At 48.9% G+C, this 16,003-nt stretch carries 16 protein-coding genes; 7 read left to right on the top strand and 9 right to left on the bottom strand.

What is annotated here, in order from left to right:
- Nucleotides 1-333 precede the first annotated feature (333 nt).
- From QOL74_RS11915 to QOL74_RS11935, 5 genes are all read left to right on the top strand, one after another.
- A complete protein-coding gene (locus QOL74_RS11915; protein ID WP_283409712.1) occupies nucleotides 334-930 on the top strand; it encodes a methyltransferase family protein in 597 nt (198 codons plus the stop codon).
- Nucleotides 908-2,506 carry a GH3 family acyl-acid amido synthetase gene (locus tag QOL74_RS11920; protein WP_283409713.1) on the top strand — a complete coding sequence of 533 codons (1,599 nt, stop codon included), beginning with the start codon at nucleotides 908-910 and terminating at the stop codon, nucleotides 2,504-2,506. Before QOL74_RS11915 ends, QOL74_RS11920 begins: the two co-directional genes overlap by 23 nt.
- A gap of 15 nt (nucleotides 2,507-2,521) precedes the next feature.
- Nucleotides 2,522-5,095, top strand: coding sequence for a diguanylate cyclase domain-containing protein (locus QOL74_RS11925; protein WP_283409714.1), 2,574 nt, complete (start codon nucleotides 2,522-2,524; stop codon nucleotides 5,093-5,095).
- 140 nt (nucleotides 5,096-5,235) lie between these two features.
- Nucleotides 5,236-5,880: a flavodoxin family protein gene (locus QOL74_RS11930; RefSeq protein WP_283409715.1), complete on the top strand. Its 645-nt coding sequence runs from the start codon at nucleotides 5,236-5,238 to the stop codon at nucleotides 5,878-5,880.
- Nucleotides 5,881-5,909: 29 nt separating this feature from the next.
- The gene (locus QOL74_RS11935) at nucleotides 5,910-6,638 is read left to right on the top strand and encodes a rhomboid family intramembrane serine protease (RefSeq protein WP_283409716.1); all 729 of its coding nucleotides are present in this window, start codon (nucleotides 5,910-5,912) and stop codon (nucleotides 6,636-6,638) included.
- A gap of 54 nt (nucleotides 6,639-6,692) precedes the next feature.
- Here the strand turns inward: QOL74_RS11935 and QOL74_RS11940 are convergent, their stop codons facing one another.
- From QOL74_RS11940 to QOL74_RS11950, 3 genes are all read right to left on the bottom strand, one after another.
- Nucleotides 6,693-6,977 carry a CC/Se motif family (seleno)protein gene (locus QOL74_RS11940; protein ID WP_283409717.1) on the bottom strand — a complete coding sequence of 95 codons (285 nt, stop codon included), beginning with the start codon at nucleotides 6,975-6,977 and terminating at the stop codon, nucleotides 6,693-6,695.
- A gap of 202 nt (nucleotides 6,978-7,179) precedes the next feature.
- Nucleotides 7,180-7,608, bottom strand: coding sequence for a flavodoxin (locus QOL74_RS11945; protein ID WP_283409718.1), 429 nt, complete (start codon nucleotides 7,606-7,608; stop codon nucleotides 7,180-7,182).
- Nucleotides 7,609-7,649: 41 nt separating this feature from the next.
- Complete coding sequence (locus QOL74_RS11950) at nucleotides 7,650-8,291, bottom strand: DUF3793 family protein (RefSeq protein ID WP_283409719.1); 642 nt, start codon at nucleotides 8,289-8,291, stop codon at nucleotides 7,650-7,652.
- Between the two features lie 279 nt (nucleotides 8,292-8,570).
- On the opposite strand from QOL74_RS11950, the gene hemA reads away from it, so the two are divergent.
- Nucleotides 8,571-9,869: a glutamyl-tRNA reductase gene (hemA, locus tag QOL74_RS11955; protein WP_283409720.1), complete on the top strand. Its 1,299-nt coding sequence runs from the start codon at nucleotides 8,571-8,573 to the stop codon at nucleotides 9,867-9,869.
- On the top strand, nucleotides 9,860-11,164 hold the full coding sequence (gene hemL / locus QOL74_RS11960; RefSeq protein WP_430383872.1) for a glutamate-1-semialdehyde 2,1-aminomutase: 1,305 nt from the start codon (nucleotides 9,860-9,862) through the stop codon (nucleotides 11,162-11,164). The genes hemA and hemL overlap by 10 nt, the downstream gene beginning before the upstream one ends.
- A 137-nt stretch (nucleotides 11,165-11,301) precedes the next feature.
- On the opposite strand, the gene QOL74_RS11965 is transcribed toward hemL, so the two are convergent.
- From QOL74_RS11965 to QOL74_RS11990, 6 genes are all read right to left on the bottom strand, one after another.
- A complete protein-coding gene (locus QOL74_RS11965; protein ID WP_283409722.1) occupies nucleotides 11,302-11,742 on the bottom strand; it encodes a universal stress protein in 441 nt (146 codons plus the stop codon).
- A gap of 106 nt (nucleotides 11,743-11,848) precedes the next feature.
- On the bottom strand, nucleotides 11,849-13,201 hold the full coding sequence (locus tag QOL74_RS11970) for an MATE family efflux transporter (RefSeq protein ID WP_283409723.1): 1,353 nt from the start codon (nucleotides 13,199-13,201) through the stop codon (nucleotides 11,849-11,851).
- A 41-nt stretch (nucleotides 13,202-13,242) separates the two neighbouring features.
- Complete coding sequence (locus QOL74_RS11975) at nucleotides 13,243-13,704, bottom strand: MarR family winged helix-turn-helix transcriptional regulator (RefSeq protein WP_283409724.1); 462 nt, start codon at nucleotides 13,702-13,704, stop codon at nucleotides 13,243-13,245.
- A gap of 290 nt (nucleotides 13,705-13,994) precedes the next feature.
- Nucleotides 13,995-14,519, bottom strand: coding sequence for a Gx transporter family protein (locus QOL74_RS11980; RefSeq protein WP_283409725.1), 525 nt, complete (start codon nucleotides 14,517-14,519; stop codon nucleotides 13,995-13,997).
- Nucleotides 14,516-14,896, bottom strand: a complete 381-nt coding sequence (locus tag QOL74_RS11985) for a NusG domain II-containing protein (RefSeq protein WP_283409726.1) — start codon at nucleotides 14,894-14,896, stop codon at nucleotides 14,516-14,518. The genes QOL74_RS11980 and QOL74_RS11985 overlap by 4 nt, the downstream gene beginning before the upstream one ends.
- 199 nt (nucleotides 14,897-15,095) lie before the next feature.
- Nucleotides 15,096-15,995 carry a DMT family transporter gene (locus QOL74_RS11990; protein WP_283409727.1) on the bottom strand — a complete coding sequence of 300 codons (900 nt, stop codon included), beginning with the start codon at nucleotides 15,993-15,995 and terminating at the stop codon, nucleotides 15,096-15,098.
- Nucleotides 15,996-16,003: the final 8 nt, after the last annotated feature.

The following is a 16,003-nucleotide window of genomic DNA, read 5'->3' on the forward strand; positions in this document are numbered from 1 at the left end:
GTACCCTTCTGTACCTTTCGTTCATTTTGGTCATGCGTCATGAACAATATGTACGTTAGCCATAACTAACATTCCATTGTTATTATATTCATAAATTGTCTCATTGGCAAGAAAAACCAATCCGATTTTTATATTGTTGTCAATGACTCAATATTGCCTGTCATCACTGAAAACGCCACTTTTTGAATGATTTTCGTATTTTTCTTAAAATGATGACAATTTCACCGAGTTTTATTCAAAATAGTCTTGCAACATTGAAATTCCGGGTATATAATGGTGCTGGTACCTGTCTGTTTATTAACAACTCAGCTTTTGGAGGTGACCGATCTGGATATGATTTTTATCGCCCTGGGGTGCGTTGCCTTCCTTTTTTTCACGCTTTTCGACCTGCATAAATTGTTTTTTATTCACCGCATTTTTCACGGAACATTTTTTCTCGGTATATTTCTGGTGATCGCCGCCACTGCAGGTATTCTGATAACGGCAGAAGCCGCCTTCCATCTGTCGCCCATTCTGCGTTTGATGTGTGGGGTCATGATGGCGGCAGGATTTGCCTGGCAGTTCTACGCACTATTCTGGGCATTGCCTTTTCAGGCCACCTACCTTCATGGCGAGCTTCAGTCGCTGGTCATCACTTCAGGCGCTTTTGCCCTATGCCGCCATCCGGGTGTGCTGGGTTTTGGCGTGTTTTACTTTTTTTTCTGGCTTGCTTCGGGAGTTCATTTCATTCTGGTTGCAGGTGTGATCTGGACCATCATGGACATCATCCACGTATCTATTCAGGACCGCTGGCTGTTCCCCCGCAGTTTTCCGGGCTATGGTGCCTATCAGAAACAGACTCCGTTTCTGGTGCCCACCGCCGCCAGTTTAAAACTGTGCATCGATACATTTAGAGAGGGCCGATGGGATGAATCTGGACAGAAAGCTTAAAGAAAAACGCTATGAAGAGATTTGGCAGGAATACTGCGGTTTTCTCGACCTTACCATTGATGAGTTCATGGACATTCAAAAGCGCCTTCTCATGGAGCAAATCGGCCTGTACGGCAACTGTGAGCTGGGGCGCCGAATCATGGGTGACCACCTTCCCGAAACCGTGGAGGCGTTTCGCCGCACAGTTCCGCTGACAACTTATGACAATTATGCAGATCTGCTGCTGGCCAAGGCAGAAAACGCCATGCCCTCCAAGCCGCTGCTGTGGATTCAAACTACCTGGGAAGGCGGCACCAACCCGATTAAACTGGCACCCTACACTGAAAGTATGATTCAGTGCCATAAGGGCACTTTCATCACCTGCATGATTTTGGCAACCAGTCGAAAACGGGGGGAGTTCAGCCTGCGCAGCGGCGAGAAATTCCTTTATGGAATGGCACCCCTGCCGTATCTGACAGGAATTGTCCCCCATATGATTTCTGATGAATTAACCGTTCACTTTCTTCCTCCCACAAAAGAGGCTGAAGCCATGAGTTTTGGCCAGCGGAACAAAGTGGGGATGAAAATGGGGCTCAGCCAGGGTGTGGATCTTTTCTTTGGCCTTAGCAGTGTCATCATGGTCATCAGCCGCCTGTTGGCTGAGAAAAAAAACAGCTCTGAGAAAACGGGTTTTTGGGGTCGTTCTCCCCGGGCTACTTTTCGGCTGCTTCGCGGATGGTTGCGCAGCCGGAAGCAGAAGCGGGGCATCCTTCCCAAAGATCTCTGGCAACTGAAGGGCCTGATTTGCGCCGGTACCGACACTGCCTCTTTCAAACCGCAGATTGAAGCCTATTGGGGTATCAGGCCCCTTGAAATTTTTGGTGGTACAGAGCCCACCTGTATCGCAAGCGAAACCTGGGCCCGGGACGGTTTGGTTTTCTTTCCTGATGTCTGTTTTTACGAGTTTATTCCCCGTTCAGAAATGGATCGGGATTTTCAGGACCCCGACTATATCCCCCGCACCTATTTAATGGATGAGCTTCGGGCCGGCGAGGAGTATGAACTGGTGATCAGCAGCTTAAAGGGTGGCGCATTTGCCCGTTATCGGGTGGGTGATGTTTTTCGGTGCCTGCGTGTGAAGAACCCGGAACAGGGTGTCATGCTGCCTCACTTTACTTATGTGGACCGCGACCCCCATGTGATTGATATTTCCGGATTTACCCGCATCTCTGAAAAAACCATCCTGAAGGCCTTTGAGCTGTCACGGCTTCAGATTGGCGAATGGTTTGCCGTGAAGGATTTTGATGAACAGGATCGTTCCTTTTTTCATTTGTATCTGGAACTTCATGAAGAAAGCAACAGTTACGCTGTTTCCAGGGAAATTATCAAAGATCATCTGGCCATCTATTTCCGTTATGTTGATGCCGATTATAAGGATTTGAAAGCATTACTGGGAATCGACCCACTGGTGGTGACCATTTTGCCCGGGGGTACTATCAAACGTTACAGGCTGAAATTCAATCGTAAACTGAGACGAATGAATCCGTCTCATTTTGATGTGATTGAAATAAATAAACTGGCAAATGACAGTCTCTAGAAAGCAGGTGAGTGCATGCCTTTAAGCCAGTTTTTATTCTGGGGAGTGCCTATTATTGCATTGGTCAGCTACTGCCTTCTGATGCTGTTTCTTGTGCTGTCCACCAAAGACAGGTACATAAAAACATTTATGCTGGTGCTGGGGGCCCTTATTCTCTGGACGGCTTCTGCACTGTTCATGCGGATGGACCTGTCTCCCGGCTCTCTTTTCTGGAATCGAATCATGGTGACCGGCATGTTTTTCGTGCCCTTTCTCATTCATGTATTTGTTTCAGTCTTGGGGGGCCGTCTGCGGAAACTGCCTCTTTTTGTTGCGGGCATTGCCCTGACAGCTGCCTTGGCTGCCAATTTCAGTGGCATGGTGGTACAGGAAGCAGCCATCATCAGCACCCCCATTTTCATTCATCAGCAGCCCACCCTCTATCGGGAACTCACCTATAAACTGGGACCCCTGGCCATTCCTGTTTATATCCTCTTTTTCCTGACCATTTTTTCGGTGCTGGTGCAGGCTCGCAAAGCTTCTCAGGCAGGCACAGCTCCCGTTGGCTCCATTCGACTGGTGGTCACCGGAACCATCATCATGTTTGTCGGCGTTGTCCTCAACCTGGTACCCATGCTTGGCCGCTATCCCCTGGATATTCTGGCCACTTTTATCAATGCCCTTTTACTGGTGGTGGCAATCTACAAGTACCGCATGCTGGAGCTGCGTTTCATGATCACCAGAGGGCTGGCTTTTTTTGCTGTTGTCGCCGCTCTTATCACCGTTTATCTGCAAGGTCTGTTATGGGTTGACCATCGGTTCACCCTCTTTTCCGGCAACCACAGCACCCTCATCACTTTAATGCTCATTATGCTCATTGCAGCCACCTTCCAGCCGCTGATCATTCTTTCCCGAAAAGTGGTGAGTCTCATCTTTCAAAAAGCGGATTACTCCCGTCGCCAGGCTTTGAAAAATTTCAGTCTCACCATTTCAGGTGTTTTAAGCCTTGAAAAAATCTGCGAGTCTCTCACCGACGCAGTTCAATCGGTACTGCGAACGCGCAAAATATTTGTGATGACTTATAGTGAAAATTCGCAGACTTATGATGTTTTCCATTCGTCATCCCATATCTATCACCCTGAGCTAACCCTTGAAACCGACCATCCACTACCCGTTTGGTTTCGAAAAAATGAAACCAGCCTGACCAGCCAGGCCATGAAGTCACTGCCATACTTTAAGTCCATGTGGGATCAGGAGAAACGTCTTTTGGATCAACTGGATATTGAGGTCATTGTCCCTGTCAAAAGCCGCAACGAACTCACCGGAATGATCTTACTTTCCAGCAAAGAGGATAACCGCCCCTACCAGCCGGATGATCTGGATCTGCTCACTTATCTGGGCACTTCCACCGGGGTGGCCTTTGATAATGCCCGGCTGTATGCAGCTGCTCAGGCAGAAGCGCACACCGACAGCCTGACCAAGCTTTACAACCACCGGTATTTTTGCCGTTCACTGGCTGAACAGATTGAGCAGGTTGGTTCCGGAGACTTATCGCTGCTGCTCATCGATTTGGATTACTTCAAGCTCTACAATGACCTTTATGGTCATTTTGACGGTGACAGAGCACTGCAGCAGATCGCAGCGATTCTTACACGTCTGGTGGGCACCAGGGGCATTGTCTCCCGCTATGGCGGTGAGGAGTTCACAGTTTTACTTCCCCATCATCCCACGCAACAGGCCTATGAGATGGCAGAAAGAATTCGCATCGAAATTCAGCAAACCTTTATGAATTCCGACGACGTGACTCAGCAGTTTTTAACTGCCAGCATTGGCATCTGCACCTACCCCCGATCCGCTCCCAATGGTGATGAACTGTTGAAGCGCGCTGATTTTGCCATGTATACCGCCAAAAACAAAGGGAAAAATCAAACGGTTATTTATACGCCCGCATCGGCAACAAACCCATCTTCGCCTTCAAAGAGCCAGCCCGGGGGTAACTTCGACGCCGAACCTTCCTATGCCGCCACCATTTATGCCCTTACTGCTGCCATCGATGCCAAAGACCAGTATACCTTTGGGCACTCCCAGCGGGTGGCAGAATATGCTGTCACTCTGGGAAAATCACTGAACCTTGACCCTTCTCATTTAATGATTCTAAAAGAAGCAGCCCTGCTCCACGATATCGGTAAAATTGGAATTCCAGAGCAAATCTTAAATAAAACCGGACCGCTCATTCGCGATGAACTGGAAGTCATCCGAAAACATGTTGAGATGTCCATTACCATCGTCAAACATCTGCCTTCGCTGACCTATGTGCTCCCGGCTGTTATCGGCCACCACGAACGCTGGGATGGCAAAGGGTATCCCCGGGGAACTCAGGGAGAGAACACACCCTTGCTGGCCCGCTGCCTGGCCATAGCCGATACCTTTGATGCCATGACCTCCGACAGGCCTTACCACCGGGGAATGGGCATTCATGACGCGTTGCATGAAATTGAACGCAATGCCGGCACGCAGTTTGATCCCGAACTGGTGGTGCTTTTCAGCAAGCTGGTCAAAAATAAAACCATCAGCATCAACCAAAATTACCGAAACTCTATGGTGGGCTAATATTCATCATCCAAAACAGCACTGTCCCTATGAGAACAGTGCTGTTTTGCTTGTTTCGGTTACTTTTCCTGCTTATGATGTCGGGTTTAGTGGTATGAGTAAATGGTAAGAAACAGCTAAATGGAAAGGAGTTTTTACCCATGAAGGTCGTTGCGTTTAATGGAAGTCCAAATCCCAGGGGAAATACCTTCCAGGCACTGGGACTGGTTTTGGAAGAGCTTGAAAGTCAGGGAATCGAAACCCAGATCGTGCAGGTCGGCAGTCAAATGATTCGGGGATGTACTGCCTGTAATCAGTGTCTCAAAAACCGGGATGAAAAATGCGTGCTTCCCAATGATCCTGTCAATGACTGGATTCAGTTGATCAAAGAGGCTGACGGTCTTTTACTGGGTTCACCGGTTCATTATGCAGCCCTGGGTGCCACCATGAAGGCTTTTCTTGATCGGGCCTTTTATGTGGCAGGTATGAACCGCAGTCTCTTTCGCCACAAGGTGGGGGCTGCTCTGGTAACAGTTCGGCGTTCAGGAGGGCTGCCTGCCTTTCAGCAGTTGAACAGCTACCTGCTGTATTCAGAGATGCTGATACCCACTTCCAATTATTGGAATGTGATTCACGGAGCCCGCCCTGGCGAAGTGCATGAAGACGCCGAAGGTGTTCAGATTATGCAGGTGCTTGGTCAAAACATGGCATGGCTGCTTAAACTGAAGGATCACGGCAATACCGTGATCGAACCACCGCCACTGGCCCGCAAAGTGATGACCAATTTTGTGCGCCCACTGGAATGAATCGACAACACTGCAAAGGATGATGTGCCATGATCCCCCTCCGCGACGATGTTCCCAGCCGCAGTGTCCCCTGGATGACCTGGTTGCTGATTGCCATCAACTTGTTGGCTTTTCGTTATCAACTCTCACTGTCACCGGAAGCACTTTCCTCTCTGGTGATGAATTATGGCTTTATACCGGCAGACTTTAATCGCCTGCTGGTACCCGGCACCGGGTTTCCCGCCGCGCTTCAGGTGGTGCCATTGGTCACCAGCCTGTTTCTCCATGGCAGTTGGCTTCATCTCATCAGTAATCTGTGGAGCCTGTGGCTTTTTGGTGATAATGTGGAGGACACCGTGGGACATTTCAGATTTTTTCTCTTTTATCTGACAGGCGGCGTGGCGGCATCGCTGGTTCATTTTCTGTTTCAGCCCGCTTCCACCCTGCCCACCATTGGTGCTTCCGGCGCCATCGCGGCTGTGATGGGTGCTTATGTGATCATGTTTCCTCTGGCCCGCATTACAACACTGGTGCCCATTTTCTTTATCCCGCTGTTTTTTCAGGTTCCAGCACTGTTGTTTATCGGTTTCTGGTTTATTTCCCAGGTTTTTTCAGGGGTTTTCACACTGTTTGCCCCCATGAATGGCGGCGGTATTGCCTGGTGGGCCCATATCGGCGGATTTCTTTTTGGCGTGCTTGTCATCCCCTTTATAAGAAGAAAGCGCTGGCAGTACCGGTGCTTTTATGAAGACGGACATTATCACTGCCAGTATGATTAACCTTTATTCATTTTCATATAAAAGCACCTGCCGGTTAACAGCAGGTGTTTTTCGTTACATGAGTTTCAGCGTGGGCAGTTCCAGATCTTTCAGAAACATCTTTTTCGTCAGCTTCACTTCCACCACATTATCCCGAAAAGTCATGACCGGGCTTACAAAGAGGGTAATGTCGTGATAGGGAAGCTCCATGAACTTCGAGGTATCCTTTGGCTTGTTAAAGATCAGATTCGGAATCATTGTTCCCCCACAACAACCCGCCGGCACCATCAGTTCCATGGTTAACTTTCCGCCTTTTTTACGCAGGTACTCATACGTGGCCTCATCCATTTTGACATCCATTATCAAACGCCCCTTTCATCCTATCGAATGACAAAGACCTCATGCCATCCAGTATTAGATGAATATCCATTCATAGTTGTTTTAAACACAAAAGAAAACCCACTTGTCGGATAGCATGTACGCATTTCCAACAACCGGGTTCTCTGAGGGGCCATTTCATCATTTTGTCTTTGTTTTCATGCAAGAAAAACTCAGACCAGCATTATCCTGCCAGCCGCTTCCCCAGGGCACGGCAGTTTTCAAGAGCTTCATCATCAGGGTTCAGCCGGGTAATCAGCCCGTCATCCACCAGTTGGGCTCCAGCTGCCTTCATGCGTTCCTCCCAATCGTGCATCCATTCACCATTACCCCAGTCATAGGAGCCGAACAGTGCCATGGGTTTCCCCGTTAGTTCGCCACCCACCAGTGTTTCCACAAATGGTTCCATCTCGCCTTCTTCCAGCACTTCGGCACCCATTGATGGGCAACCAAGTGCAGCTGCATCGGCCTTCCACACATCTTCAGGGCTTGCATCTGACACATTCAGCAGCACCGCTTCGCCGCCGCCCGCTGTGATACCTTCTGCAACGGCCTGTGCCATTTGTTCTGTATTGCCTGATCCTGTCCAGTAAACCACTGCCACTTTTTTCATATGTACTGCCTCCTTATATGTGAATGGTTCATGTGTTACCGTCAGCAGGCGGCTTGTATAACGCCGCGGGGGTCCAGCCTTTCCATTTGAAGCCGCATTTGCCTTCTGGCTTCCTGAATCAACCGATATCGCCGGTCTGAAGGCTCAGGGTCACCATATACTCGCCAGCCCGTCACCTTTGTGAGTTTCAGTGAAGGGTGTCCAATAAATCCCATGACGTCTTTCAATGGATATCCCAAAAATAAACCGATTTCATGAGGTAATGTCCCATTTTCCATATTATCAACCAATTGATCAAGCAATTTTTCCAATGTGTCATTCACCACATAACCCCGCTGTAATAAGAAACGTTGATTGCGGTGGTCATCCACCATGTTCTGCAGACTCTCAAAATGGTAGAAGAGCACTCTGTATCGTCCGTTGACAGTTTCAAAAGTGCGATAACCCACCTTATCACTCTGGTCAAGAAGTGCGGTAATGCTGCTCAGGTGACGAAGCTGCTCTTCGGCAGTCAATCGAAAACACAGCAACTCAGCAGTTTTAGCCCCTAAAAGCACTGGTGCAAGTTTATCTGCCATCCATCGCAAAAAAACATGATGATGGCTTAAGCTGGTCTGAGAACACTCTTTTTCTCTGCTTTCATCGCAAACCTGCCACCAGCACTGGTCTTTTGTCGGCGTCATAAACACCCTCCTCGCCTGCATATTGTGATAACGATTATCATTATCGCAATCAAAACTTTATCATACTCCTTGCTTCATTGTCAAGGCTTTGCTTTTTAAAATAATGGATATTCTGCGAACATGTCATCTTACGTTTGCGAGATAATTTTCATGCTGAGTGATTGATACCAGTTTTTTCCTCCTTTGTTGCATTACCTTGTGAAGCGGGATCACTTCTGCTATCATGGGAAGTGTGTTCATTCACTCTATTTCATCAGAAATTGACAAAGGATGCTGCCCATGAACCTGATTATCTTCGGCTTACATTACCAGAAAACACCATTAACCATCCGGGAACGGGCTGTTTTTCGTTCCTCAGAGATGGAGCATGCGTATGCCCGCCTGCTTCAAAGTCAGTATATTGAAGGCGGTGTGATTTTATCCACCTGTAACCGCAGCCAGCTGATTTGCCATGTCTCGGATCTTTCAGCCGCTGCCACCACTCTTTTTCAGTTTTACCTGGATTTCTTCCATTTTTCGAAGGATGAGTTGTCTCCCTGCTGTCAGACTCTGACAGGTCGAGAGGCCGTCAGTCATTTTTTTGAGACTTGTTGTGGCCTCAACTCTCTGGTCTTGGGTGAAGACCAGATTCTTGGACAGGTGAAAGAAGCCTGGTTCAACGCCCGGGATTTTCAGGCAACCAATAAAGTGTTGAACCGGTTGTTTCAGGAAGGCATTACTTTGGGAAAAAAAGTGCGTGCTGAGACGAAAATCTCTGAGACCCCCCTCTCTGTGGCTTCCATCGCCGTTCGAATGGGCCAACAGTTTTTCACCGATCTCTCGGACAAACGGGTACTGGTCATCGGAAGAGGCGAGATGGCCCGGCTGGCTCTGAATCATCTCGGTGATACGGCAGTTTCAGAGATCTATGTGAGCAGCCGGCAGTCTCTGATTCTCAGCGATCTGGAAAAACGCAGACGGTTGATTCCCGTTTCTTATGAGGATCGGTACCGTATCGCTGCCGGAGTGGACTGGGTGATCAGCGCCACCGCCGCCCCTCACATTGTTTTTGAGAAAAATGCTTTTCTCCGGGAATACCGGGGGCATGCCTTGCTGTTGACAGACATCGCACTTCCCCGGGACATCGACCCGGCTCTTTCAAAGGAGCCCACTATTCAGCTGTATGATCTTGACATGTTGGAAACCGTTGCTCAGGAAGGAATGGAGCACCGATACAGCCAGCTCTCCCTGATTCGACAGCGCCTCAATGAGGCAATGAAACAGTTTGAGGAGTGGTGGCACTGTCTGCCGGTTTTCCCCCGCATTCAGGCCATTCAGGAATACTCCCACGCACTCACTACTGGAGAGCTGAAGCAACTTTTCCAGCAAATGCCTCATTTAACACCTGGTGACCAGGAGCAGATCACCGCTTTTGTGTTCAGCCTGACAAAAAAAATGTGGCGCACCCCCATTCATCAGTTAAAGCAGGAGGGTCTTGAAGGCCGGGGAGAAGCTGCCGGTGCTCTATTGGATCGCCTGCTGAACAAACCCGAACCACATGAAGAAATATTGCCTGCACTGAAAGGAGAATCTCAATGAATCATTCCGCCTCACAACAGCTTTTTCAGGAGGCCAAAACCCTCATGCCTGGCGGCGTAAACAGCCCGGTGCGTGCCTTCTCTGCCGTAGGTACCGATCCGGTATTTATTCGAGAGGGTAACGGTCCTTTGATCACCGATGTCGACAATAATACCTATCTGGATTATGTCCTTTCCTGGGGTCCCATGATTCTGGGCCATGCCGACCCGGATGTGGTGGCGGCCCTGCAGAACGTGATCGGCAAAGGCACCAGCTTTGGAGCGCCCACCGAAGCAGAGAATCAACTGGCCTCCCTGATGATCGAAGCCGTTCCTTCTCTGGAAAAGGTGCGTATGGTAAACTCTGGTACTGAAGCTGTCATGTCCGCATTAAGACTGGCCCGGGGTTACACCAACAGATCTAAAATCGTTAAGTTCAACGGCAATTATCACGGGCATTCCGATGCACTGTTGGTGAAAGCCGGTTCCGGTCTGCTCACCCATGGCATTCCAGGCAGCCCGGGTGTGCCTGAAGGAGTGGTTCAGTACACCCTGACTGCCCGTTTTAATGATGAAGCCATGATCAGAGACATTTTCGAAACTCATGGAAACGATATTGCCGCGGTGATTGTGGAACCGGTGGCGGGAAACATGGGTGTGGTGCCCATGACCCAGTCTTTTGCACACCTGCTGAGATCCTTAACCAGTCAGGCCGGCAGCCTGCTGGTTTTCGATGAGGTAATGACCGGCTTTCGACTGGCTTTCCAGGGAGCTCAGTCACTTTATGGCATCACTCCAGATTTAAGCTGTTACAGTAAGATCATTGGAGGCGGTCTCCCTGTCGGTGCCTTTGGCGGCCGAAAAGACATCATGGATCACATGGCGCCAGAAGGGCCTGTTTATCAGGCTGGTACACTTTCCGGCAATCCTCTGGCCATGACTGCCGGCCATGCCACTCTAAAAAAACTGCAGGAACACCCCGGCTATTACGACCAGCTGAATCGACAGGGGAGCCGGCTTGCTCAGGGCCTGCGGGACCTCATCAAAAAACACAGAACACCTGCCCAGGTAAATCAGAAGGGCTCCATGTTATGCCTTTTCTTCACTGAATTCACTGAAAGCGAAGTCACCGATTTTGAATCGGCGGCAGCCTGCGATACCCAGCGATTCGCCCGTTTCTTCAGGGGCATGCTTTCACGGGGCATTTATTTGCCCGCATCCCAGTTCGAAGCCTGGTTTCTCTCAGTACTGCATACCGATTCACAGATTCATCAGACACTGGAAGCTGTTGATGCCACGCTCAGTGAAATCAACTGATAACGCACAGCAGGCGGCAAATGTATCGCCATGCATTTCGACGAATATCTCATCTGTTTCTGCATTTCGTTTCCTCAACGCTAAAAAAGCTGAAAGCCCCCAATCAGGGACTTTCAGCTTTTGTTTTGTTCATTTGCTCAATCGTCGTATCTTACAATCAACATGTCGCACCCTGTATGATGAAGCACTTTTGTGGAAACACTTCCCAGCATCACCCGGCCAAAACCACTCAGGCCGCGGCTTCCCATTACCAGCAGGTCTGGTTTTTCCCGTTCTGCCACCACCAGTATTTCTTCTGCCGGTTCACCGTAGGCCAACAGGGTTTCATATTTACCCTCATACGATTCAAACTGCTCTTTTGCTCCATCAAGGATTTTCTTAGCACTGTCTTCAATGACCCTGTCAACCTCATCACTCAGCTGAAAATCGCTGCCCGTGTGATAATGAATGGCCCTCAGCTTTTTCACCACTGTTAATATCAATACTTCCGAACCAAATTTTTCTGCCATGGTTCGGGCTTTCTGCAGGACTTTCAGGGACATTTCCGATCCGTCGACGGCCACCAGAATTTTTTTCATCGTTGATCCCTCCTGCAACTCATCTACCTGAAGCATCTTTAGACGGAGACTATCACTGGTTTCCGATTACCAACTCTCATTGGTAGCATACCCATTATGTGGGGTATTATGCCGCCAGTTCCTTTTTCATTCGATTCATTTCCCGTTTCATCCAGATGGAGGTGAAAATGGTGGAAAGGCCGTCTGCCAAAGGAAAGGCAAGCCAGATTCCCATGAGACCCAGGCCACCAACCCGGGGAAGTATGGCCACCAACGGAATGAAGAAAAGCACCTGTCGTGACAGGGTCAGCACCAAGGCAGGAACAGCTTTCCCCAATGATTGGAATAGAGCGGCACCAATGATCTGCACTCCCACCACCGGCACCATGGCAATGACCACACGAAGGGCCAACACGCCGTATTCCAGCAATGCCGGATCATCGTTAAAAAGACGGATGATGGTTTCAGGAAACAATTGCCCAAAAATGGTACTGAATAAAGCCAGCGCAGTAGTGCCAATGATGGAAAGACGCACCACCTCGCTGACGCGATCCATCCTTTTGGCACCGTAATTAAAACCGGCAATGGGCTGCATTCCCTGAACAATGCCAAACATGGGCATGAAGAGGAACATGATCACCCGCTGGATGATGCCGTAAACAGCCAACGCAAGCTCACCACCATAAAAACCCAGGGAGTTGTTCAGGACGATGGCCATGAGACTTCCCGCCGCCTGGCGGGCAAAAGATGATGACCCCACCATCATCATATCCTTTTGAATCTGCCAGTTCAGCTTCATATGCTTCCATTGAACTTTCAGACTGCTATGCTCTCCATAGAAGTACGCCAGTATATAAACCAGAGAGATAAACTGGGAGATGATGGTGGCCAGTGCCGCGCCCCGAATGCCCATCTGCAAGGGGAAAATAAAGAGGTAATCCAGAAATATATTGGCAATGGTACCCACCAGCATGGAAAGCATGGCGGCACGTGCATTCCCTTCTGCACGAATCAGGTTATTGGCAGAAATCACAAAAGGAAAGTAGAGGCTGCCAACGAGTATCACCTGCAGGTAATCTTTCGCGTAGGGCATCAGCAGATCGGTGGCTCCAAAAATACGCAAAATAGGATCTATGAAAATCAGTCCCAAGGCGCAGATGATTATGCCCATCAGTACGACGGCGATGTATGAATTGCCCACCACATGAAGGGCCTTTTCCCGGTCTTTTGCCCCCAGATATCGGGAAACTGCTGAAGCTGCACCGATCCCAATCATTTGAGCCATGGCCATGATCCCCATCTGAACAGGAAAAGCAATGGTGAGCCCTCCAAGGGCCATATACCCCACGCCCTGTCCGATGAAAATACTGTCGACAATGTTGTAAAGGGCATTCACCATCATGGCAATGGTTGCAGGAATCGACAATCGCAGCAGAATAGTACTCATTTTTTCATGTTCCATTTGATGACTACGACTCAAATTAGGTCAGTCCTCTCTCATTAATAAAACCCTGTGATGGCCTACTCAGTGGTGTGTGTCCCTTCACATTCTTTCAGGTTTTTAAGTGTATTGTCCGAAATTCGTTTCAACATGCTGTACAGCTGTAGACGTTCCTCAGGAGAAAGCACCTCCAGCATTTTTTCATTCCACTCCATGATTGCCTGGTGAAGTTCTGGCTGAAGCTCACGTGCTTTGTCTGTAAGAAACACATGATAAGCTCTTCTGTCTTCTCTGTTTTTCGTGCGCCGGACATACCCTGCTGCTTCCAGTTTACTGATGGCGCGGGCGGTGGTGCCCTTGTCAATTAAGAGTTTCGCAGAAAGTGCTTCCTGGCTGAGACCATCGTGATGATACAAAATCAGCAAAAAAGAGTACTGACCACTGCCTATGTCATGAGCCTTCATTTTTGCCGCCAGATGTGCCTGTCCCAGACGGTTCAACATGGAGATATATTTTCCCGTGAGCATTTCATCAGGGGTCATGATGCCACATCCCTTCTTTTTGAAAATTCCTGGTGTTCACATCAATGGAAACAGTTGCATCAGCAACCATTAGTAGTATACGCCTATTTGGTTGTTGATGCAACTGTTTTTTTCCTTGCACTGAAAAAACCTGCAGATATGACACTGCAGGTTTGACTGTGGCAAAGTACGATGAAGGTAAGGGTTTATGCAGCTGCAGATTTGATTTTGCCAGAATATGATGAGATCACTAATTTTGATAGCAGTAAATCTTAGAATAGTGAAAAGGACCGGCTGTGACATTCAGTTGCTTATGAGGCATCCCGGGTTCTCATGGCTGTTGCATTAACATGAAGGCCTTTTAAAACATACTTAGCCACCAAGCCCGTCATAATCCCCGTCACAACACCGGCCACCAGCAACACCGGGAAGTACAGCACAAGACTTCTTGTCTGCACCACCGTTGCTGCCATGGCCAACTGCCCAACATTATGAAAGACAGCCCCGGCAACACTGATTCCCAGAATACTAATTCCCTGAACTCTTTTCAGGAGCAGCATCACCACCAGGCTCAGCAGCCCTCCTGCAAAACTGTACATGGCGCCTCCAAGACCAGCAAAGAGCAATCCGCTGAGCACCACTTTCAGCACCATCAGGCCGAAGGCATGGCGGTTACTCATCATGTAAATGGCATAAAGCAGCACCGTGTTTCCCAGTCCCAGCTTAATACCCGGCATGGTGGCCGTCAGGGGAATAAAGCGTTCAAAATACCCCAGCACCAAAGCCACCGCCGTCAACAAGCTCATTCTGGCAATGGTTTGTGTATTCATTTTCATTCATCTTCACCTTCATCTTTCACCAGTTCGATGGCAATTTCATTGGGAAGGCAAATGATCCAGCCACCCAAAATACGGGTTTCCAGATTCTCCAGAGTCACTTCTCCCTGATGAATGCAGTCCTGACTGTCACAGTTGGACGCATGCATCACGACGCCTTCCTCCCATACCCTGATTTCATTGTGTTTGCCGTTTCTGTCTATGATTACCGTCTGGGGTTCACTAAGAGGGATTCGCTGGTATTCCTCCTGCCCGGCATAAATCACTGCATAATGTTCATCGACATCACGGTCGTTCAGCATTAAGCGTCCCACCGCCAGCGCCGCAAGGGCCACCAACAGCACCATAACAACCAGCTGTACATCTTTGGTCTTCATTAATCCTTCACTGCTCCTGTCTTTCAATCAATTTGTTTTGAGTTGATGTGACGCTATGAAAGCAGACTTCTTTTTAATATGATTATTCTGCAGGTACTAACCTCCATCAGGTTATCAGATTGTGAACAAAATCGCAAGTGCTCTCACTGGCGAAAGTTCGACGAAATTGATCAATACATTTGCATATGCCTGCCCATTTCTACGCTTCCCTTAAACGGCTTAACCGTTTTTCAAGCAATCCGGTGGTGGTATACACCCCGATGAAGACCAGTAGTCCGCCGGTTAATTGCACCAGTGTCACAGGAACACCCAGCATGAGATTGATCCCTGCAGTAAATACGGGGATCAAATTCAAAAAGATGCCTGCCTTCCCGGCATTGATCTCCCGGAGAGCCACATTCCAGAAAATAAAGGAACCCACGGAGGGAAACAGAAAAATGTAAACAATACCAAGAATTGCCATGGGCGGCAACTGATACAAGGTTGAAAACTGAGGTGCGGCAAAGGGAGTTAAGATCACAATGGCCATAAGGGCAGACAGGGCTGTGGCCGTGATGGGAGGCACCTGGGCCAGTCGTTTTCCAATGATGGAGTAGATGGTCCATACGGTAATGGCCCCCAGCATCATCACATCTCCCCGATTAATTTGCATGGCAATGAGCTGCGCAAGACTTCCCCCAGTGATGATCACCAGCACACCGGTGAACGACACAAAGATCCCCAGGCTCTGAATGCGTGTCAGTTTTTCCCGCAGCAACACCGCTGATACTATCACCAGCAGCGCCGGGTTCAAGGCACTGACCACTGCCGCATTGGTGGATGAAGTATACGTAAGCGCCGTATATAGAATCATATTATAAGCAATGATGCCGGACACAGCCATGCCAGCCAGTACCCGCCAGGATTTCACCGCCATTTTCCAGTCTGGTTTCTCCATTTTCTGGGCAATGACCAGCAGCAGTGCTGTTGCCGGTACCCAGCGAACGTAGGTGAGCAACAGGGGACTCATCTCCCCCACCACATATTTTCCAAACACATAGTTGCCTGACCAGAACAAATTGCAAAATATAAGCAGGAGCCATGCTTTCCGTTGATTCATAATGTGAT

The organism is Anoxynatronum buryatiense (genome assembly GCF_900182905.1).
GTDB classification, from domain to species: Bacteria; Bacillota; Clostridia; order Peptostreptococcales; family Tindalliaceae; genus Anoxynatronum; species Anoxynatronum buryatiense.